Raw genomic sequence first — 22,252 nt, forward strand, 5'->3', positions numbered from 1 at the left:
AAAAATACAAAATATCCTCGGTCGAAATGCAGATTTAACAAATAAAAAATGTCATCCAAGCCGTTTGGCTCGAATGACATTTCTCTATTTCCTGATATAAGGCAAATTATTCGGCACGCAAAGTGAAGCGCTTGAAGTCAACGACTGCCAATTCCGGATCAGCGGCCTTCAATGCATCCGCAACCGTCTTTTTCGGATCCATGATGCTTTCCTGCTTCAACAGGCAGACTTCTTTCAGGAATTTGCCCAAACGGCCTTTTGCTATATTCTCAATCATAGCTTCAGGCAGGTTTGCAGCTTTCTCGGCAGCAACAGAAGCCTTGATTTCTTTTGCCTTAGCAACATCTTCAGCAGTAATCCATCCCTTAGCCATGTTGCTTTCCATGTGCTCTTCGCTGTCTACGTGAGCAGGATTAATGCCTGCTTTCTTCAAAGCGGCATCTACAGCCTTCTGCACCTGTTCAGCTTTAGTCTTTTCGATGGCAACCTTGATTTCTTCCTGTTTCACAGCTTCAGGAACACCGGCTTCGTCAATGGCAATCGGATTCATAGCAGCAATCTGCATGCAGATTTCGTGAGCGACACTTTCGCTGCAAGGCTTGTTGAAAGCCACCAGTGTGCAAAGCTGATTCTTGTTCATGTGGTTATAAACAGCTGTGCAAGCTCCCGAAACGAAGCTATAGCCGTCCAGTTCAGTCTTTTCACCAGTTACACCGCTACGTTCGATCACAGCATCTGCTACCGTACCGTTACCCATCGGCAAAGCTTTCACTTCGTCCAATGTCTTGCATTTATTAGCTATTGCAGCATCAAGGATGGCTTGAGTCAATGCAACGAAGTCTGCATTCTTAGCAACGAAATCTGTTTCACATTTCAGAGCAATCATTGCAGCATAATCGCCTGTAGACTTAGCAAGCACACAACCTTCTGAAGTTTCACGGTCAGAACGTTTTGCAGCTACAGCCTGTCCTTTTTTACGAATAATTTCCATAGCCTTGTCAAAATCGCCTTCAGCTTCTGTCAAAGCGTTTTTGCAGTCCATCATACCAGCTCCCGTCATTTTACGAAGCTTGGTAATCTCAGCCATACTTACAGCCATAATCAATCGGGTTTATTAGTTAATTAATGAATTATCAAAAAAACAAGGAGTTAAAGAAGTCATACCGAACCAGGAGGAAGATGACAGCAAACCATCTTCTACATCCTTTCTGTCCGACTCCTTTAGCTCCTTGAAAATATTAAGCTTCTTCGTCTTCCTTAGTCATGAAAGCAGCAGCCTTAGATGCATTGATGGCATCTTCTTCAGCCTTGTCCATACGAGCTTTAACGGCTTTCTTCTTGCCACCTTTCTGTGCATTTTCGCCAGCAGCTTCCATATCTACCTTTTCAGCCTTTCTTTCTTCCAAGCCTTCAGCCATAGCACCGCAGCAAGCGTCCAGAATTACTTCGATAGACTTTGTTGCATCGTCGTTAGCCGGAATGACATAATCAACATTCGAAGGATTTGAGTTTGTATCCACAATTGCAAATACAGGAATGCCCAAACGGTTAGCTTCGCGAACTGCGATATTTTCCTTCATCACGTCAACAACGAACAAAGCCGACGGCAAACGAGTCAGATCAGCGATAGAACCAAGATTCTTTTCCAATTTGGCACGCTGGCGAGAAATCTGCAGAATTTCTCTCTTAGACAGATTTGCATATGTACCATCGTTAGTCAGCTTGTCAATAGTAGCCATCTTCTTCACAGCCTTACGGATTGTCGGGAAGTTAGTCAGCATACCGCCCGGCCAACGTTCGATAACATAAGGCATATTCACAGAAGCTGCTTTCTCAGCAACAATCTGCTTTGCTTGTTTCTTAGTAGCAACAAACAGGATTTTCTTTCCTGATTTCGCGATCTGCTTCAAAGCTTCGGCAGCTTCGTCAACTTTCGCAACGGTTTTATTCAGATCTATGATATGGATTCCATTACGTTCCATAAAAATATACGGAGCCATTGCAGGGTTCCACTTTCTTTTCAGATGTCCGAAGTGGCAACCAGCCTCCAATAATGTATCAAAATTAACTCTTGACATTGTTCTAATCTTTTAATCGTTTACTTTCCTTTTTGTTTTAAATGAACCAACCGACAGGTAGTCCTTCCACAAACCACTTGCAGGAAGAGTCCTGACAGTTTAGATGCTAAACGCCTTTTTAAGTTTCTGAGTTCTTGAGTTTTTAAGTTTCCGGATTGACATATCCGAATATTGCCGACAAACTTATAAACAAAAAAACCGACGAACTCAAATCAACGTTTACTGAACTGGAATCTACGGCGTGCTTTCGGACGTCCCGGTTTCTTACGTTCAACAGAACGAGAATCACGAGTGATGAAGCCCTCTGCACGAAGCGACTTCTTATCTTCAGGGTTGATTTTAACCAACGCGCGGGCAATAGCCAAGCGAAGAGCCTGAGACTGGCCGGTAAATCCACCGCCATTCAGGTTTACTTTAATGTCATATTTTTCAGCTACATCCAGCTTGTTCAACGGTTGTTTTACTACAAACTGCAGAATCGGTGAAGGAAAGTATACTGCAAGATCTCTTTTATTGATAGTAATCTTTCCTGTGCCTTCGCTTACGAATACACGAGCGACTGCGCTTTTACGTCTGCCTAATGCATTTACTACTTCCATGCTCTATTATTTAAGTGAATTAATATCAATTACTTTCGGCATCTGAGCTTCGTGTTTGTGTTCGCTGCCTGCATAGATATACAGGTTGCCCAGCAATTTGGCTCCCAAACGGTTCTTGGGAAGCATACCCTTCACAACTCTTCTCATCAGCTTGTCTGCACCGTTAGGCTTAGCCATCAGACGAGCCGGAGTAATCTCACGCTGACCGCCAGGATATCCCGTATAGCTCAGATAAATCTTGTCAGTCATCTTCTTGCCTGTAAATTTCACTTTGTCTGCATTGATGATAATCACATTGTCACCGCAGTCTACATGAGGAGTAAAGTTCGGTTTATACTTACCTCTCAACAACTTTGCAACTTTTGCACCGAGGCGGCCTACAACCTGATCGGTAGCATCAACAACAACCCACTCTTTCGTTACGGTTGCCTGATTTGCAGAAATGGTCTTGTAACTTAAAGTATCCACTCTTTGAAAAAATTTAAAATGTTAACTACTAAAAAACAATTATCTTCCGACCTTCTTTCCCGGACAAAAAGAAAGAGAAGTCCTCAGAATTAAAAATTTATCACTTGTTGATAATAATCGGCTTGCAAAGGTACGGCTTTTCTTTTAACCGACAAAGATTTTAAGCATTTTTTTCGCTTGATAAGAGCTTGATAATTAACCCACACACATACAAAAAAAACAGACGCAGTCCGGAAGCCGGCACTGCATCCGTACAACGTCTGTGAAATTTCATGGAATGAAAACCTGACTTACCTGAACACGTCACCAGGATAAGAAGATGCCACATCAACACGTTTCCACACCTCATTATACCAGGCTTCTATTTTATTGCCATTTATGTCGGTATCTACAAAATACTTCACTGTCATCAGCGTTCCGTTCTCCTTCATTTCAAAATACATTTTGTTTTCCTTCCCCTCCAATTGGGGCAAATGTACATTCTTTTCTATATATTCGGTATAAAACGTGCCGGAAGTCAGACTGAATGTCCCATAGCCGATAATGACAGCACCCGCCGGTGTCATAACCAAATTGCAAAAACGGCCGTCATTGCTTAAAATCTTCAGCGAATGACTTGTCCGCAATTCGCCTGGAACATCGGGAGATGCAGAACAATAGAAACACATCTGCCAAATGCCGCTAAGATTAATCGGACGCTTTTCCTGGATATCCTGCGCATTGACTGTACTCATACCGCAGAAACACCCTAAAATCATGACAAACAAAAAACGCATTCTCATAGCTTAAAAGTTTTAAGGATTTCGATAAGTGTTATTTACAAATCTACGAAAAGATATTCACATAAGAGAATTTTTCATGAAATTTCTTCCCGCCGGAAAAGAATATCAGAAAGTTTTACCAACAAACAGAAAAAAGAAAGTCCGCCACAATCGGGCGGACTTTCGATTCTTATCAGAATTCGGCATTGCGCGGCGTACGGGGGAAGGGAATCACATCTCGGATGTTCGCCATACCTGTGACAAACAGCAGCAGACGTTCAAATCCGAGTCCGAATCCGGAATGCGGACAAGTTCCATACTTCCGCGTATCAAGATACCACCACATATCCTTCATCGGGATATGGAGTTCCTTGATCCGGGCGAGCAATTTATCATAACTAGCCTCACGCTCCGACCCTCCAATGATTTCACCGATCTTCGGGAACAGCACATCCATGGCACGCACAGTCTTGCCGTCATCGTTCTGCTTCATATAGAACGCCTTGATTTCCTTCGGATAATCAGTCAGGATTACCGGACGCTTGAAATGTTCTTCAACCAGATAACGCTCGTGTTCAGAAGCCAAATCAACGCCCCAATATACCGGGAACTCAAACTTATGGCCGGCAGCCACTGCGTCTTCCAGTATTTTGATGCCTTCAGTATACGGCAGACGTACAAATTCCTCTTTCAGCACTCCCTGCAAACGCTCTATCAAGCCTTTGTCAAACATGTCGTTCAAGAATTTCACGTCATCATAACAATTGTCAAGAGCCCACTGTACGCAATACTTGATGAATTCTTCAGCCAAATCCATATTGTCGTTGATGTCATTGAAAGCAACCTCAGGCTCAATCATCCAGAATTCAGCCAAATGACGCGGCGTATTAGAATTCTCAGCACGGAATGTAGGACCGAACGTATAGATAGCGCCCAGCGATGTAGCAGCCAATTCGCCTTCCAACTGACCGGAAACCGTAAGGCTGGCTTGTTTGCCAAAGAAATCGTCATCATAAATGATCGACCCGTTCTCATCCTTCTTCAAATCATACAGATTAAGAGTAGTCACCTGAAACATCTGTCCGGCACCTTCACAGTCAGAAGCTGTAATCAATGGCGTATGGAAATAAAAGAATCCACGGTCGTGGAAGAACTTATGAATAGCAATAGCCATGTTATGACGAATACGGAAAACGGCTCCAAACGTATTTGTACGCGGACGAAGATGAGCAATCTCCCGAAGGAACTCCATCGAATGGCCTTTCTTCTGCAAAGGATAAGTATTGTCGCAAACGCCGAGCACTTCTATTTCCGTGGCCTGAACCTCAGCGGCCTGTCCGGCTCCCACCGACTCTACCAGCTTTCCGTTCACACTCAGGCAAGCCCCGGTAGTAATCTGTTTAAGAACCGACTCGTCAAAATTAGCCAGATCAACCACAATTTGAATATTATGAATTGTAGACCCGTCATTCAGTGCTATAAAGTTCACCTGCTTGCTGCCACGGCGCGTCCGCACCCAACCCTTTACATTTACAATCTCGCCAAATGTCGGTTTTGTCCACAAGTCTACGATTTTTGTCCTACGAATTTTTTCCATATTATCTCAAATTATATTTTTATTATCTAAGACAAAGGGCACAAAGTGCAGAACCAAGAACATTCTTCCTCCAACTTTGTGCCCATATACTTTTCATGACCGTTTCTCTGCTCACTCAAAAGCTCCCATACGAAGCATGTTCACTTCATTTTCCGTCAGATAACGCCAATCTCCGCGACGGAGCCCCTTCTTCGTCAGTCCGGCAAAATATACGCGGTCCAGTTTTACGACACGGTATCCCAACGATTCAAAGATCCGGCGCACGATACGGTTCTTTCCTGAATGGATTTCTATCCCTACCTGCGATTTGTCTGTGTCCGAGGCATAGCTTACCGCATCGGCATGGATTTCGCCGTCATCAAGCGTGATACCCTGCACGATCTTGTCCAAGTCAGCCCTTGTCACATTCCGGTCACAATACACATGATAGATTTTCTTCTTGAGGAATTTCGGATGAGTAAGCTTCGAAGCCAAATCACCGTCATTCGTCAGCAACAGCACACCGGTTGTATTGCGGTCAAGACGGCCGACCGGATAAATACGCTCCCGACAGGCGCCCTTCACAAAATCCATCACCGTTTTCCGCTCCTGAGGATCGTCAGATGTAGTCACGCAATCCTTCGGTTTGTTAAGCAGCACATAAACCTTGCGTTCAATGCTTACAAGCTCGTCATGGAACTTCACCTCGTCCGAACGTTTGATTTTCGTTCCCAGTTCAGTCACCACCACGCCGTTCACAGAAACCACTCCCGCCGTAATGAATTCATCCGCTTCGCGGCGCGAACAGATTCCGGCATTGGCGAGGAACTTGTTCAAACGGATGGGAGCATCCGGATCTGCCAGAATATCCTTGTATTCGATCTGTTTCTTCTTGCTGTATTTTGCATTCGGATCATAATCGGCTGTACGCGGACGGAAGCCTCTTCCCTGCGGACGGCTGTACCCTCCTTGCCCGCCGTTATTATAGCGCGGACGATACGGGCGTTCTCCATCCTCCTGACCATTGCCAAAACGAGAGTTTCCTCCCGAGTAGCGCGAATTATACGAATTTTGCCGGCCATTCCAGCTTCCTCCGCTGTTAGAGCCATAACGCGGGTTATACGATTGACGTTCGCCCTCCTCAGCATTGTCATTGTTGTACGAACCATACGGACGATTTCCGTACGGACGCTGCTGCGGACGGTTTCCATACGGGCGCTGATAGCGGCCTTCACCGTTTCCATTAAAACGAGGAGTATAGGAAGAGCGGTAACTCCCGTTTCCTCCTTCCTTATTATATGAACGTCGGCCAGCATTGTAGCTGCCGCTCTTTTCACCTCTGTTATACCTGTTGCTTCCTTCTCTGTTGTAAGATTTGTAACCGTCACGGCCAGACTGGCTGTTCTCACCTTCCTGTCTGAATTCTTTTTCTGCCATAATAAAATTCTTTTTTCAAAATTAATAATTAGACCCCTCTCGGGCTCAATTCTCAAATTCCTGTATAGTTGTGCGGTGTTATAGCCCGCAATTCTTTCTTAATATTTTCGCTTACTTCCAACGTATCAATGAAATTCGCTATAGACTCTTCGGTTATTGCCTGGTTCGTGCGCGTCAAGGCCTTCAGCGCCTCGTAGGGATGAGGATAAGCCTCCCGGCGAAGAATAGTCTGGATAGCTTCAGCCACAACGCTCCAGCAATTGTCCAAGTCTTCGTTTATCTTATGTTCGTTCAGCAAAAGCTTGCCCAGCCCCTTCAATGAGCTTTGGATAGCAATGAGCGTATGTCCGAAAGGCACACCCACATTGCGCAAAACGGTTGAATCAGTCAAATCACGCTGCAATCTTGAAACCGGAAGCTTCATCGACAGATGAGAGAACACCGCATTGGCAATTCCCAGATTTCCTTCCGCATTTTCAAAATCAATCGGATTAACCTTATGCGGCATCGCGCTGGAACCGACCTCGCCCGCTTTTATCTTCTGCTTGAAATACTCCATCGAGATATACATCCAGAAGTCACGGTTCATGTCAATCATTATCGTATTGATACGCTTCATCGCATCAAAAACCGCTCCCAGACAATCATAATTTGATATCTGTGTCGTAAACTCCTCGCGCTCCAGTCCCAGCTTTTCAGAAACGAATCTGTTTCCAAAAGCCTTCCAGTCAAACGCCGGATAAGCCACATGATGGGCATTATAATTTCCTGTGGCTCCTCCGAACTTGGCTGTAATCGGGCAAGACTTCAAGATTTCCAGCTGGCGCTTCAAGCGATAAACGAATACCATGATTTCCTTTCCCAAACGGGTAGGCGAAGCAGGCTGTCCGTGCGTCTTGGCAAGCATCGGAATATCCTTCCACTCTTCCGCATAAGAAGCCAGCTTGTCGATGAGTTCCTGAAGCTGAGGATAATAGACTTCGTTCAGCGCATCCTTGACCGACAAAGGAACAGACGTATTGTTGATATCCTGTGAAGTCAGTCCGAAATGAACGAACTCCTTATATGCATCAAGACCTCCCAGCTTGTCAAACTGTTCCTTGATGAAGTACTCCACAGCCTTGACATCATGATTTGTCACACTCTCAATTTCCTTGATGCGTGCGGCATCCTTCTCCGAGAAGTTGCGGTAAATGTCCCGCAGCGATTCAAACCGTGCCGGACCGACTCCTTCCAACTGAGGCAAAGGCAGTTCGCACAAGGTAATGAAATATTCAATTTCCACACGCACGCGATATTTCATCAGCGCGTATTCAGAAAAATAGTCGGCCAAAACTCCCGTTTTGTTTCTGTATCGACCGTCAATGGGTGATACAGCCGTGAGTAAATCAAGCTCCATCATGAGTAGAAAATATTTGATATCTTGTTTTTATGCGCAATTAATCAGGTTGCAAAGGTAATACTTTTTTTTCATAGATACGGGAGAGCAGGCACAAACTTTAGGATTTATTTTTAACGAGCCGTCTGAAGTCCGGCACATGACGCATCCATCGCCACCGTCTTCAACGGAAAAAACGTAGAATTCAGGCGCAGAGCTTGCCTGAGTTATGCGGCGAAGTATCCCGACTTCTGCCGTGAGAAACAGCAAGGGATGCCCTGAAATGAAGCCGCCCCATCTGGCAACGGCCTTGCCCTCCAAGGCATCCCTCGCGGGTGTGACACTTACGGAATATCAGACACTACTCCGTCCCTGCCACAATCAATAAGAAAAGTCTGTCTTTCTGACAAACACTTTATAATCCTTTATCAATCCCGGAGCGCCGGCTTCAGCGCGGGGCAACATCCGGAATCCGGTAATCTGATACTCCTTGCCCAGATCGATAACAATCTGATGCGGGTAAGCCGTATTGTCGACCGTCTGCCAGAATGTACTTTCCTGCAAGTCAAAGACCTTGTCGGCCGTACGATTGCCGCTGCGCGTTTCCTCGCTGTCAGCGTATACAATCTTCCAGGACTCGCGCGATACGGGCTTGCCGTCAGCTCCCAGCACATCCATCTCGGCAATGGCTGCAATATTTGTGCCATCGTAGTTAGAAGTGCCTTCCAGACAGAAATAGCGTCCGTTTACAGCCTTGCCGAACTTCACTTCCTGCCATCCGTTTCCAGAAGCAAACGTGCCAGCATGAACCGGAGTTTCAGAAGCCAGCTTCAGCGTCTGTCCGTCCTTGCGATGAGTTTCAGGAGCCTTTTCGCGGAGCATATCCAGTATCGGCTTTTCCAGTCCCGACACTTTTGCCTCAGCGGGGCCTTTCAGATCGAGCACTATAATCTCATTTTCGCCCTCTTTCAGCCAGCAGCCCGGCATATAAAGCGTCTGCTGAGGACCTATTTCCCAGAAACGTCCCAAAGCATGGCCATTTACCCAAACCATACCTTTTCCCCAGGTCTGCATATCGAAGAACGTATCGCCCACCTTGTCAAGCATAAAAGTCGCCTTATAGTAAGCAGGCCCCTGAAGAGGCTTCCCTGCCTTATAGTTCTTCTGACTCACAAAATCATAGAACGGAGGAAGATTGTATACTGTCCACCCTTTCAATTCAACGGAAGCATCACCACTGATCACTTCCACTTTTTCAGTAATACCCTTGCGGTCATGGATAGACTTGTCAAAATTCACGCGTCCCATCGCTTCGACCAGGATGTCGAGCCGTGTACCTTTCTTCAACGTTTCTTTCAACGGCAAAGTAAACTCTCCGTGACGGCGGTCAAGACGTCCCAGCAGTTTTCCATCAGCAAACACCTGAGCCCAGTCGTGCATTTCATCCAAATGAAGCGTTCCGCTGACGTCTTCTTTCAATACCGTGCGGTACAGAATGCTTCCCCAGCCCTGGTCGAACATCTCCATCGGCTTGATATCCTCCGTCTGCTTCGGCTCCGGAAGATTCTCAAACAAAGGAGCCACCTGCCAGTCCGTAATCGGAGCTACGCTTATCACAGGATAAGAAGCCGGCGGTTCGGGCAACGTTGTTCCTTCCGGAAGATACTGCTTCAGCAATTCACGCAACTGGAAATATTTCGGAGTGGTCCACCCCGCTTCACTGATAGGAGCGTCATAATCATAAGAGCTGCACATAGCCGAATAAGCCGGATTGTTTGCTCCGCCCCACCAGCCGAATGTCGTTCCCCCATGCGTCATATAGAGGCTGAACGAAATGTTGCGGTCAAGCATATCCTTTATTCCGCTCACCATCGTAGCGGCATCACGGGTTTCGTGCTTGCGTCCCCAATGGTCAAACCAGCCGCTCCAGAACTCACTGCACATGAGCGGAGTATCCGGACGGACCTGTTTCAGCTTTTTAAACTGCTCTTCAATGTTTGCCCCTGTCCCGAAGTTGACAGTCCAAATCAAATCATCCAGCGCATTGTTGGTGAAATTGGAGCTCCAGTCGCACTGGAATAAAGGAACATCCGTAAAGCCGGCCTTTTTCACCAGGTCACGGATAGCCGATACATACGGTTTGTTGGTTCCATAAGACCCATATTCGTTCTCAACCTGAACCATGATAATATTTCCTCCGCGAGAAATCTGCAGGTCTTTCAGCTGCTTGCCCACTTCGTTCATGAAAATGCCGACACGCTCCATATAATATGGATCAAGCGTGCGCAACTGCACATCCTGCTTTTTCAGAAGCCACCAAGGCAGACCGCCCATCTCCCATTCGGCGCAGACATAAGGACCCGGACGTACAATCACATACATCCCATGCTTCTGCGCGAGGCGGCAGAATTTGGCAATGTCCTTATTGCCTGAAAAGTCAAACTCTCCCGGATGCTGCTCATGGAGATTCCAAAACACATACAGGCAAAGCGTATTCATCCCCAAAGCCTTGCACGAGAGGATACGCTGTTCCCAATAAGGTTCCGGGATACGCGGATAATGCACTTCGGCCGCTTTAACGACAAACGGCTTGCCATTCAACAGAAAAGTTCCTTTCCCCACTTCAAAAGTTTCTTTCTGATCAGTCCCTGTTGCTGTTCCTGCAGAAGAAGCCGTAGCAGAAACCATTCCGCACGAAAGGAGCAACGACAGAGCCATACCTAAAAAACGATGATTCATGATATTCTCTTGTTTTTTTCAAAAGGTTAATACTCAAACGATTCGCAAATATAAGACATTTTTGGAAACCGCAACATATATAAATCAGTCAGCATGGAATGGAAAAAAGTCATATTTGCTTTCCCGCGATCTAAAGCCTGCCAGCATTTGTACAGTCCAACCCAATAATTTAAACGAACAAATGCATGGCAAGTCCTTATTTGTCAACAAACTCGTTGGTTCCGACCCTCAAAGCCGGACCAAGATGAACCGCTCCGGCTTCTACCGGAAGCCAAACCATCATCTTTCCCTGCCCGCGATTTGCCCACGAATAATAAGGTATCAGTTTCAATGTAACGTCAGAAGTACACAGTTTCCCCTCTGCATCGTACGACAGCCGCTGAGCCTTGGCAGCAATCACACATGCCCCTCCGGGCGCCTTTTCGCCTGTTACCGCCAATTGAGCCTCACGAGGCAAGAGCACCGAGAACAGATCAATATCTTCATTATCCGGCCATTCCGCACAATATACCAACGGACCACGTTCCACCGCCATCTTACCGCGGTCGTCCGCAACTTTCTCGTTGGCCGCCACCAAACGGGGAGTCATATCCAAAGACAATTCAACCACATCTCCTTTCTTCCAGCGTCTGCTTATTGCAAGATAACCATTCTCCAGTTCCCCGTCTACGGTTTTTCCATTCACCTTTACAGAATAATCTGTCTTTTTTTTATCGGCAAAATGATACAGGTCGCTCGGAACCACTTCTCCACGTACCCATCCCGGAATACGCACTTTCATAACAAAATCACCCTTCCCTTTTGTAAGCTGCATCCTGACAGTCCCTTCAAAAGGATAAGCAGTCTGCTGCCGGAGTTCCAGCTTGTACTTGCCCACTTGAATCTCCGAAACCCCTTCCATAAAAAGATTAACATACAGACTATCTCCGCGGGTTGCATAAACATACCCCGGAACGGATGGGAGGAAACGGCAAAGATTCGACGGACAGCAGGCACAGCCGAACCAGGCTTTCCGTTCATACCCTCCGGCAGACTCCAGCGGATTAGGATAAAAGAATTTGCCTCCATCCAGCGAAATGCCCGACAGCACACCGTTATATAGCGAACGTTCGAGAACATCATAATATTTAGCATCACCATGGAAAAGGAACAGCCGGTGATTTACATACACGTTTCCGATAGCTGCACATGTTTCACAATAGGCTGTAGCATTCGGCAGTTCATAATTGCCGCCGAAAGCTTCCCCGTTGGCCGTAGCGCCGATTCCGCCGGTCAGATAAAGTTTCTTTCCCACAATATTGTCCCATATGCGGCCAATGGCATGAACATAAGCAGTATCCCCCGTCAAAGCAGCCACATCAGCCATTCCCGAATACATGTAAGTGGCACGTACAGCATGACCTACGGCTTCATCCTGCTGCACTACCGGCTTGTGCGCCTGGCTGTAAGCATCCTTGCGCGATGTATATCCCCGCTTGTCGAGAAAGAATTTCGCCTCATCCAGGTATTTCCTGTTTCCGGTCACAAGATACAGCTTCGCCAAAGCCATTTCAGCGATCTGATGTCCCGGAACGCGCACCGTCTGGCCTTTATCCGGCCCGATCGCCTTACATACACAGTCGGCATATTTGATGGCTATGTCAAGAAAATTCCGCTTGCCTGTGGCCTGATAATGAGCCACCGCCCCTTCAATCATGTGTCCGAGATTATAAAACTCATGGCTCAGCTCTTCAACCTTTTCCCAACGCTTTGATCCGGCCCACGGATGCGGATGCTTGGGATTCATCGTGCGGGCGGTATACAGATATCCGTCGGGCTCCTGCGCTCCCGCCACGATATGCAGCACGCTGTCGATATAACTCTCCAGCTTCTTGTCGGGATAAGTCTGCAACAGATAGCTCGCTCCTTCTATCGTCTTATAGACGTCCGTATCGTCAAACGAAAAGCCTCCGACCGAAAAGGTATCGCAAGGATGCTGAGCCTTCAGGAAATTATCGTAACGCCCTGTTTCTTCACACTTGCTGAAGGCCAAAGGAATGGTTACATCCCGGCAGGCGTCAAGACGCTGTTTCCAAAATCCTCCGTCCACGTGGGTAGCGGTGAACGGTACCGGCGTGACAGGATATCCGACCTGCTGAGCCATAGTGCCGGATCCGGCAAGCAATCCGGCAACGAACAATACTGCTGTTTTCATCAACTGTTGATTTTATCGGTTATTACTAGAATCAGAAGAAATGCGAAAGACGCTTAAAGAATAGGCCGGCATTTCGTATGCAAGATCTTCTCCGACAGCCAGCGAACTGGAAACAGGCTTCACGTTCTTGTCGGCCGGTTTTCCGGAAAGCACATGCAACGACGCTGAACTGTCGCTCGTTCCGGAAGGCAAATCCAAGTCGGCCTTGACCGGAACCGGAAGCAGATTCACCATCTTCACAATCAGATCTCCCGTTCTGCTGTCACGGACAACAGATGTCGCGATACGCTTGCGGACATCCTCTCTCTGATTGTCAACCGCACATTCAGCAGGCAGATAAGTATCTCCCGCGTTCTGCCCGAACAAGAGTTGGGTATAGTAGCCTGCCGTAGGCTTCACCTCCCTGTTGTTGAAATAAATCAGATCCGGATTCCATTGCGTATAGCCTTCCTTTGCCAGCAACGGGGCATAGGATGTCATCCGGACAATATCACCGTTCCGCTCCACCGCGGTCAGGTAAAGTGCTTCAGCCAAAGCCGTTTCAATATTGTTGGGACGTCCCGGCAGATGCGCGGCATATTCACCCAGATAAACCTTCGACCCGGAGCGGTCATACCCGTCATAATAATTCTGGTTATAGATGAACCATCCCGGCGTGTTATAATAATGTTCGTCTACCATCGGCAGTTTCAGCCTGTCGGCCAGATCCCATCCCTCCTCATAGTCAGTGCCTTCGTAAAACGGACCTACTGTTCCGATCACCGTGATTTCGGGATGTTTCTCCTTTATCGCCTTATAGATCATGGCAAAGCGTTCTTCAAACACGTCCGTTATCTGGTCTTCATTTCCGATTCCGATATACTTCAAGCCAAAAGGCTCCGGATGACCCGCTTCGGCACGCATCTTCGCCCATTTGTTATTTTTCGGATCTGCGTTCGCATAATCAATCAGGTCCAATATATCCTGCACATATTCGTCCATCTCTTCCATCGGAATGCCTCCCTGCTGGCCTCCTCCCAACAGTTTGCCGGGTATACATGCCGAATTCTGGCAGGGAACTCCGGCAGCCAGTACGGGCAAAGGCTCGGCCCCCATGTCCTCACAGAACTGGAAATACTCGAAATAGCCCAGTCCCATTGTCTGATGATACCCCCAAATGTTCTTCATCGGCTTCCGGCTTTCCAATGGCCCGACCGTATTTTTCCAGCGGTAAATGTTTTCAAGTCCCTGTCCGTGCGAAGCGCATCCTCCCGGGAAGCGGACGAAGCGCGGATGCAGATCGGCTATCGCCTGCGCCAAGTCCGCACGCAATCCGTTCTTATGTCCCTTAAACGTATTCTGAGGAAAAAGGGAAACCATATCCAGCTCGTAGCTTCCCTCCGCCAACGGAGAAAGAGTCAGCACAGCCTTGCCGGACGAAGCCTCAGCCCGAAGCACTGCAGACTTTTTCTTCCAGCCGCCCGACGAAACGCTCACTGTTTTATCCGCCAGTACATTCCCGCTTTCATCGCGCAAACAGACTCTCAGCTTCCCGCTTTTTCCTCCCTGCATTCTGCCAAAGAATGAGAAGTCGTATTTCTCGCCTTCCTTTATTACCATACCGTCGAAGCCGGAATTCACAAGCGACGCTCCCGCATGTTCCACATCTAAAGCCAGATAATGGGAGTTGTTTTCATGGATCGGACGTTCGCTTTTTACGGACATCTGCATTCCTGCCCCTTCAACCGACCAGGCGTATGCAGGCCCCCAGTCCTTTACACGGCCGTTTTCCCCCGCAACATACTCGAAGTCACGGTTCTGAACCAGTTCGGCATACAAGCCGCCGTCCGCTCCGTAGTTAATGTCTTCAAAAAACACGCCGATCAACTTGTCACTAATCGGCTTTGCCTGTCCCTCCAGCACCTTCACCTTCAGATTCACAGGCTGAAGTCCGGCAAACCTTGTCCCGTCCTGTTCCGCCCGTTCATCGTGAAGACGAGCTCGATACGCCCGGTGATCGGCAAACATCGACAACCTTTCCACATCGCTCCATGCCACCTTCTGCACCGTTCCGCTCTCGGAGGATCCATCAACCAGCACTGTCTTTTGAGGAAACTTTGTCCATCCGTCCGACACATACCGGCCGAACTGATCGTCTGTAAAATATGTCTGCCGCTTCCACGAAAGCAGGTCTTCCGAAGCCGCATGGGCAAATTCCTTGCCGTTCCCGTTCAGCTGCCAAATGCAGTGCCACGTGCCTTCACCGTCACGGCGCAACTCCGGATCCACCATCCGTTTCTCCGCACCCCATGCCGCATAGTCACACTTCACGTAAGCATATCCGTTTCCGACACTGAACCATTTCTCTCCGTCGGGACTCCACGCAAACTTCAAGCCGCTTCTTCCGGCATCGGGAACCGTTGCGTACGAAAACAGATAGACCGAGTCCGGTTCGTTCATAATCTCTCCGATATGCGCCGACACAGGAAAAGTTCCCGCACATGCGCATAGAACTGCGATACATGCCAAATGTTTCATCATATCAGGATTTTAAGTGACATAAGATTTATTCTGTAAGCTGTACCCGTTTAAGCGTACCGTCTTCATTAAACTCCAGCCGGTCGATGCAAACCTCCCGATGGACACCAGGGCCTTTGTCTTTATCCAGATAGTTTTTATTGATACGATGATAAACGATATACCACTCATCCGTCCCCGGCTTGCAGATGACAGCATTGTGCGCCGGGCCATAGATTTCCTTTTCCGGATTCTGTATGGTAACAATCGGATCTTCCGCCACTTTAACCTTTCCTAACGGCGAATCGGATGTCCCGTATGCCACATGATAGTTGGCCGAACCCGTATCATCCACCGACCACATGAAGTAATAGATTCCTTTCCGATAGAATACATAAGGAGCCTCCCTGTATTCATAGTCCTTCAATGTTCCGCCCTTGGGAGTCATCACCCGCACCGTTTCCTTCTTCAGAGAAACCATATCAGCATTCAGTTCAGCTCCTGCCATATAGCCATTTCCCCAATAAAGATAAGATTTGCCGGAAACCGGATCAGTAAACACGTCAACGTCTATCTGCTGCCCTTTCCGGGCGGGAGATTCCGTGACAATCGGCTTGCCCATATCCTTGAACGGACCGGCCGGACTGTCGGCCACCGCAACTCCGATCTGTTTCCCGGAACCGTCGTTCGGGTTTCCGCTGTAATAAAAGAAATATTTGTACTTTCCGTCAATCAGCTTTTCTTCTGCGGCCGGCGCCCATGCATTTCCGTTGGCCCAGGGAACCTGCGGAGAACGCAGATCCAGCACCACTCCCTCATAGCTCCAGTCCTTCATGTCGGGCGAAGAGAAAGCGGTGAAATACCACCCTCCCCAGCCGGGCTGTCCGTCGGTAGTGGAATAAATATAGTATTTGCCGGTAAGATGAGAATAAAGAATCTCCGGATCTGCATGGAATCCGGGCAGAACCGGGTTCTGAGGCAACTCGCCCAGTTCGGCAGGCTTTCCCCATCTGTCTGTTATCCGCTGCAGTTCGGCACGCGTAATCGGGATAATCGTTCCGTGGCGCGGATGGAAGTTCATGCTCACCGCATGGTCAATTACCTTGAAGTGCTCCAGATCAGTAGTTTCCGTGAACTGATACTGGCCTTTCATATACACATCATACATCAGGATGTATTTGTCCTGCCCGATCAGCTTGAAAGTTCCGGCTCCCTCTACCGCCTCTTTCGTCTGCTGCTTGTAGTCGGCGCTTTCTTTCCATTTTCCGGAAACGAGCGAACGGGTGGTTGCAACCTTTATGCCGTTTCCATGCCCTTCGGTCTTGTAAAACAGATGATAGGTTCCATCCTTGTATACAATGTCCCCGTCAATGCACGATTTCTTGTCCGCCGGAATGAACAAAGGCTTCGGCTCGCCGATCAGATCAGTAAAATCATCATTGGCGTATGCATAATAGATAACATCCGGCCCGCCGGCATACTGCATCGACCAATAAATCATATATTTCCCCGCTTCTCTGTCGAAAATAGTCTGGGGCGCCCATACGCGCTTCAGCTTCTCCTGCCCCTTATACCGCTTCTGCATGTTGATGATGGAATGCGACCAGTTTACGAGGTCGGTCGACTTCAACAGCACCATGGCACGGTTCGAATCCCATCCGTTGTCAGACACCATATCCGTAACAACCATATAGAATGTCTTTCCGTCCTCACAGCGCAGGATATGCGGATCACGCACGCCGCCCGTAGAGCTGATAACTTTAGAATCGATAACAGGCTTGTTTCCGTTCAACGCCCAATACGAATACCCGTCCATGCTGACGGCATAACAAACAGCCTCTTCACTGATGTGATTTCCCGTGAAATACGTAAAGAGATAAGCCACATAATCTTTTTCTTCGACAGAAGACGCAAAAGACACATTTGCAACAAACGAAAAAAATGCGAGCAAAGTCAAAATCCGGTTTCTCATAATCTGTTCTTAAAATGTTAACTTGACTGATGCAAAGATAAGGATTAGTGTACAAACTACACAAACAAATCATTCAAAAAACGATAAATAATCGGGCAAAATCAAAATTTTCAGTCTGTTTGATGGCACAGGAACAAAAAATCAGTCACCTGTGAAATTCATCCGGCTTCCCCTATGAGCAAAACGACGGAACGCCACAGAAACTTCAAACCACACTGTGAACTGTATAAACCACATTGTCGTTTCTATAAACCACATCGTTGTTTGTACAAACCACAGTGTGGTTTACAGAATAAAACGGGACAGTCCAAACTTTTCACGGCGGAGAGCGGAATCTTCCGCCCCCTCAAGCCTTCATTCCCTTCACTATAACCTTCTCGTTATTCCCCAACGTAGTGGCAAAAAGATACACATCCCCTCCTTCCCTGAGCTTTAGCCTCTTGCACAGGTCGGCCACCGCAGCAGGGAAATTGCGGACGGTCAGATTCGCCTTGTCCACGCCGTGAAGGAACGCTTTCAGCTCTTTCTTCCCGAAACCGGAAACACCGGTCACGCGGAAACGGCGCCCGGGGAAGTCAACAAGCCGCCATGAGGTATACAGATGGCTGTCGGGGTGCAGCTTCCTGAGCCCGTAACGCTCCGCCAACAGGCGGAACGGACCCGCTTTCATCAAAGAAGCGCCCGGTTCATAAAGGTATTCTTCCACAGAAACTGCCAGTGGGCAATCGGCCTTTTTCTCCTCCGGATAAGTAAACCGGAAGGGTTCGGATAAAAAGTTATCAACAGCCTGTTCACAACATACAACCGGATCAGAACATGCCTCTGTGCCCTTTTCAAGCATAATCAACAGTTCTTTGCACTCGTTATTAACAGCCACCACATGCACTTCGCGCACATGCTTCAGTTCCCTCAATGCCGAAAAGATGTCCAGCATCGGAGAAAGCTTGACCATCACCCGCTTCCCTTTTTCCAAAAGCAAAGGCTCGAGAGCCGACACATCCGGCTCACAATCAGCTATTTTCACGGTTTTCCCGCCATGCGAGTCCCGACGGGCCGGATCCAGAAAGAGGCAGTCTACCGGCTCCATCGCTTTCAGATAGTCCACGGCATCGGCACAATGCACCCTGACATCCTCCAGCCCCAGCAAAGGAAAGTTATGAACAGCCTGTTCACAAAGAGCCTCCTGCCTTTCCACATAGTCCGCCTCCCTGAAATTCCGCGCCATGCAGACAAAATCGACACCGAAGCCTCCGGTCAAATCCGTAAAAGCATATCCCCTCACCAGCGAAGCCTTATACCTTGCCGTTATTTCAGAAGAACACTGCTCCATCGACAGATGCTTCGGATAGACAATCCCCTCGGTCTGCGCCCATCCGGGCAACTTTTTCCGGGCAACCTGCCAGCCCGCAATCTGTTCTGCCGCCGCCTGCATATCTATGCCGGGATACCTAGAAGCACGAAGAGCCAGGTCGCGCACATTGTCCGTGCGATGCTCCCGTATGAACTGCAATGTTTCGGATGAAAACTGTATCATGTCTTTTCGTTTTATCGGACACCACAAAGATACGGAAATCCTCCGGTATAAAAAACAGGCGGCTATCTTGACTGAAACAGGCGGCCATCTCAGAAGGGCAATCCGCCGAACCGGAGAAACTTGAAGCAAAATTTCCACAATTAAGCAAATATAGTTACTTTTGCCCCAAACAAGCAGAGAGAATGGACAAAGCCCACGCTCATTTCCTTACCGGCTCCATAACCGACACGAGGAAAAGAGTCTGGCCGGTTCCAGACTTCTGAAATTATATAAAAAAAGACAACAACAAGATGATATCGCTCAAAGATTTCTTTTCGTTCAAAAAGAACCGTTTCTTCTGGCTTAATCTGGCCGGAATGATTATAGTAACCGTTGCGGTCTGCTGGGGCACCTTGCTCTGGCTCGACAAATACACGCACCACGGAGAATCGTATGTGGTGCCTGACGTAACCAACAAGACTATTGCAGAGGCAAGACGTGCACTGGGAACCCAAAAGCTAGAATACGCTGTCGTTGACTCCAGCTATGTGAAAGGGTCGCCTGCGGGAATCGTACTCGACCAAAAGCCGTCGGGAGGATCCCGGGTAAAAGAAGGCAGGACTGTATATCTGACCGTTACAACAACCAACGTACCCCTTGTGGCCCTGCCCGACCTTATCGACAACAGTTCACTCCGGCAGGCAGAAGCCAAGCTGAGGTCCATGGGATTCAAGGTGACGGAACCCGAATATGTATCCGGAGAACAGGATTGGGTATACGGAATCAAATACAGGGGCAGAAGCCTCTCGGCCGGCGACAAGGTGCCAAACGAAGCTCTGCTGACGCTCTGCGTGGGAAGCACCGCCATGCGCGAACTGACAAAGACAGATTCCACCCAGATAAGCCTTCCTGCCGACAACTCGGAGGGAGGAGAAGCGGAAGTTGACGGTTCATGGTTTTAAGGCTATACAACGGAAATGGCAGAAGACTACATTGACAACGAACTGGACGACTCGCTGGAAGACATAGACTCCGCAGAAGGGCAGGACGGACTTTACGAACACTTCCGGGTAGTGGTGGACAAGGGACAGGCTCCCGTCCGCATCGACAAATACCTGTTTGAACGCATCGTCAACGCATCGCGCAACCGCATACAGACTGCGGCTGACGCGGGTTTCGTCATGGCAAACGGCAAGCCCGTAAAAAGCAGCTACAAGGTCAAGCCGCTCGACGTGCTGACGGTCATGATGGACCGCCCGAAGTATGACAACGACATCGTTCCGGAAGACATTCCGCTGGATATCGTATATGAAGACGATGACCTGATGGTCATAAACAAGCCTGCGGGACTGGTGGTGCATCCGGGATGCGGAAACTATCACGGCACACTGGTCAATGCCATCGCATGGCATCTGCGCGACGTCCCGAGCTACAACCCCAACGACCCGCAAGTAGGACTTGTCCACCGCATCGACAAGGACACATCCGGACTGCTGGTGGTGGCAAAGACTCCGGACGCGAAAACAAGCCTGGGACTGCAATTCTACAACAAGACCACCAAAAGGGAATACAACGCACTGGTGTGGGGCATCATTGACGAAGACGAAGGCACTGTCGAGGGAAATATAGGGCGCAATCCGAAAGACCGCATGCAGATGGCCGTCATGAGCGACCCCGAGCAAGGGAAACATGCGGTTACCCATTACCACGTGCTGGAACGTCTGGGATATGTCACTTTGGTAAAATGCGTACTCGAAACCGGGCGCACGCATCAGATCCGTGTCCATATGAAACACATCGGCCACGTACTGTTCAACGATGAGCGGTATGGTGGACATGAAATATTAAAAGGAACTCATTTCAGTAAATACAAACAATTTGTAAACAACTGTTTCGAAATCTGTCCGCGGCAGGCGCTTCATGCCAAGACGCTGGGATTCGTACACCCACGCACGGGAAAAGAAATGTTTTTCACATCCGAACTGCCCGAAGACATGGCAAACCTGCTGGAACGGTGGAGAAACTATATCAGCAACAGAGAACAATTATGAAACGTATCATTGCTATCGTAGCAGGAGGCGACTCGTCCGAACACGGAGTCTCCATGAAAAGTGCAGAAGGTATCTATTCATTCATAGACAAGGAAAAATACACGCTTTACATCATCGAACTGACCAGACAAAGCTGGGAAGCCATCCTTCCAGACGGTTCGCGTTCACAGGTGGACAAGAACGACTTCAGCTTTACAGACAACGGACAGAAGATTGTTCCTGACTTCGCCTATATCACCATCCACGGCACGCCGGGCGAGAACGGAATCCTGCAAGGATACTTCGAACTCATCGGCATACCTTATTCTACTTGCGACGTGCTTGTATCGGCGCTTACGTTCAGCAAATTCACTCTCAACCAATACCTGAAAAGCTTCGGAGTGCGCATTGCCGAATCCATGCTGGTACACAAGAGCCATGGCATCAGCGACGAAGAAGTCATAGACAAAATCGGCCTGCCCTGCTTCATCAAGCCGAATGCCAGCGGATCCAGCTTCGGCGTAACGAAAGTAAAGACCCGGGAACAGATCCAGCCTGCACTGGAAACGGCATTCAAGGAATCAGACGATGTGATGATCGAAGCGTTCATGGACGGAACCGAACTGGCAAACGGATGCTACCGGGCTAAAGGAAGAACGGTCGTGCTTCCCATAACCGAAGTGGTAAGCAAAAACGAGTTCTTCGACTTCAACGCCAAATACAACGGAGAAGTGACAGAAATCACGCCGGCACGCCTCAGCCCCGAACTCACCGCACGCGTGCAGAAACTGACTTCTGCCATCTACGACATTCTGGGATGCAAGGGACTGGTCCGTGTGGACTACATCATCACCGAAGGAGAGAAAATAAACATGCTTGAAGTCAACACCACACCGGGAATGACCGCCACCAGCTTCATCCCTCAACAAGTGCGCGCGGCAGGACTCGACATAAAAGATGTTATGACTGAAATTATAGAAGATCATTTCAATTAATTTTATTACCTTTGGA

Annotated in this window: 16 protein-coding genes; 3 read left to right on the plus strand and 13 right to left on the minus strand. The window is 48.3% G+C overall.

The features are described from left to right. Positions 1-106: 106 nt before the first annotated feature. The 13 genes from tsf to NW212_RS00225 all read right to left on the minus strand — a co-directional run bounded on the left by tsf (position 107) and on the right by NW212_RS00225 (position 19,229). The gene (tsf, locus tag NW212_RS00165; protein ID WP_258336650.1) at positions 107-1,099 is read right to left on the minus strand and encodes a translation elongation factor Ts; all 993 of its coding nucleotides are present in this window, start codon (positions 1,097-1,099) and stop codon (positions 107-109) included. Between the two features lie 139 nt (positions 1,100-1,238). After that, complete coding sequence (gene rpsB / locus NW212_RS00170) at positions 1,239-2,078, minus strand: 30S ribosomal protein S2 (protein WP_258336651.1); 840 nt, start codon at positions 2,076-2,078, stop codon at positions 1,239-1,241. Between the two features lie 212 nt (positions 2,079-2,290). Further along, positions 2,291-2,677: a 30S ribosomal protein S9 gene (rpsI, locus tag NW212_RS00175; RefSeq protein WP_258336652.1), complete on the minus strand. Its 387-nt coding sequence runs from the start codon at positions 2,675-2,677 to the stop codon at positions 2,291-2,293. Between the two features lie 6 nt (positions 2,678-2,683). Then, positions 2,684-3,145, minus strand: coding sequence for a 50S ribosomal protein L13 (gene rplM, locus NW212_RS00180; RefSeq protein WP_258336653.1), 462 nt, complete (start codon positions 3,143-3,145; stop codon positions 2,684-2,686). A gap of 290 nt (positions 3,146-3,435) precedes the next feature. After that, positions 3,436-3,927 (minus strand): DUF4488 domain-containing protein, encoded by a 492-nt coding sequence (locus NW212_RS00185; protein ID WP_258336654.1) that lies wholly within the window; start codon positions 3,925-3,927, stop codon positions 3,436-3,438. Between the two features lie 172 nt (positions 3,928-4,099). Next, positions 4,100-5,503 carry an asparagine--tRNA ligase gene (gene asnS, locus NW212_RS00190; protein WP_258336655.1) on the minus strand — a complete coding sequence of 468 codons (1,404 nt, stop codon included), beginning with the start codon at positions 5,501-5,503 and terminating at the stop codon, positions 4,100-4,102. A gap of 111 nt (positions 5,504-5,614) precedes the next feature. Further along, positions 5,615-6,919, minus strand: coding sequence for a pseudouridine synthase (locus tag NW212_RS00195; RefSeq protein WP_258336656.1), 1,305 nt, complete (start codon positions 6,917-6,919; stop codon positions 5,615-5,617). Positions 6,920-6,971: 52 nt separating this feature from the next. After that, on the minus strand, positions 6,972-8,318 hold the full coding sequence (purB, locus tag NW212_RS00200) for an adenylosuccinate lyase (RefSeq protein ID WP_258336794.1): 1,347 nt from the start codon (positions 8,316-8,318) through the stop codon (positions 6,972-6,974). 360 nt (positions 8,319-8,678) lie between these two features. Beyond that, positions 8,679-10,985 carry a beta-galactosidase gene (locus NW212_RS00205; protein WP_258336795.1) on the minus strand — a complete coding sequence of 769 codons (2,307 nt, stop codon included), beginning with the start codon at positions 10,983-10,985 and terminating at the stop codon, positions 8,679-8,681. 247 nt (positions 10,986-11,232) lie between these two features. After that, positions 11,233-13,230, minus strand: coding sequence for a glycoside hydrolase family 127 protein (locus NW212_RS00210; protein WP_375337924.1), 1,998 nt, complete (start codon positions 13,228-13,230; stop codon positions 11,233-11,235). 12 nt (positions 13,231-13,242) lie between these two features. Further along, complete coding sequence (locus NW212_RS00215) at positions 13,243-15,750, minus strand: alpha-L-arabinofuranosidase C-terminal domain-containing protein (RefSeq protein ID WP_258336657.1); 2,508 nt, start codon at positions 15,748-15,750, stop codon at positions 13,243-13,245. A gap of 25 nt (positions 15,751-15,775) precedes the next feature. After that, positions 15,776-17,698: a family 43 glycosylhydrolase gene (locus NW212_RS00220; RefSeq protein WP_258336658.1), complete on the minus strand. Its 1,923-nt coding sequence runs from the start codon at positions 17,696-17,698 to the stop codon at positions 15,776-15,778. A gap of 346 nt (positions 17,699-18,044) precedes the next feature. Beyond that, positions 18,045-19,229, minus strand: coding sequence for a class I SAM-dependent methyltransferase (locus NW212_RS00225; protein ID WP_258336797.1), 1,185 nt, complete (start codon positions 19,227-19,229; stop codon positions 18,045-18,047). Positions 19,230-19,522: 293 nt separating this feature from the next. On the opposite strand from NW212_RS00225, the gene NW212_RS00230 reads away from it, so the two are divergent. Genes NW212_RS00230 through NW212_RS00240 form a run of 3 tightly spaced genes read left to right on the plus strand, consistent with a single transcriptional unit; the run spans position 19,523 to position 22,236 of the window. Further along, positions 19,523-20,173, plus strand: coding sequence for a PASTA domain-containing protein (locus NW212_RS00230; protein WP_258336659.1), 651 nt, complete (start codon positions 19,523-19,525; stop codon positions 20,171-20,173). A gap of 15 nt (positions 20,174-20,188) precedes the next feature. Then, the gene (locus tag NW212_RS00235) at positions 20,189-21,262 is read left to right on the plus strand and encodes an RluA family pseudouridine synthase (RefSeq protein ID WP_258336660.1); all 1,074 of its coding nucleotides are present in this window, start codon (positions 20,189-20,191) and stop codon (positions 21,260-21,262) included. Beyond that, a complete protein-coding gene (locus tag NW212_RS00240) occupies positions 21,259-22,236 on the plus strand; it encodes a D-alanine--D-alanine ligase (protein ID WP_258336661.1) in 978 nt (325 codons plus the stop codon). The genes NW212_RS00235 and NW212_RS00240 overlap by 4 nt, the downstream gene beginning before the upstream one ends. Positions 22,237-22,252 lie beyond the last annotated feature (16 nt).

Source organism: Bacteroides sp. ET225 (genome assembly GCF_024733745.1).
GTDB lineage: Bacteria > Bacteroidota > Bacteroidia > Bacteroidales > Bacteroidaceae > Phocaeicola > Phocaeicola excrementipullorum.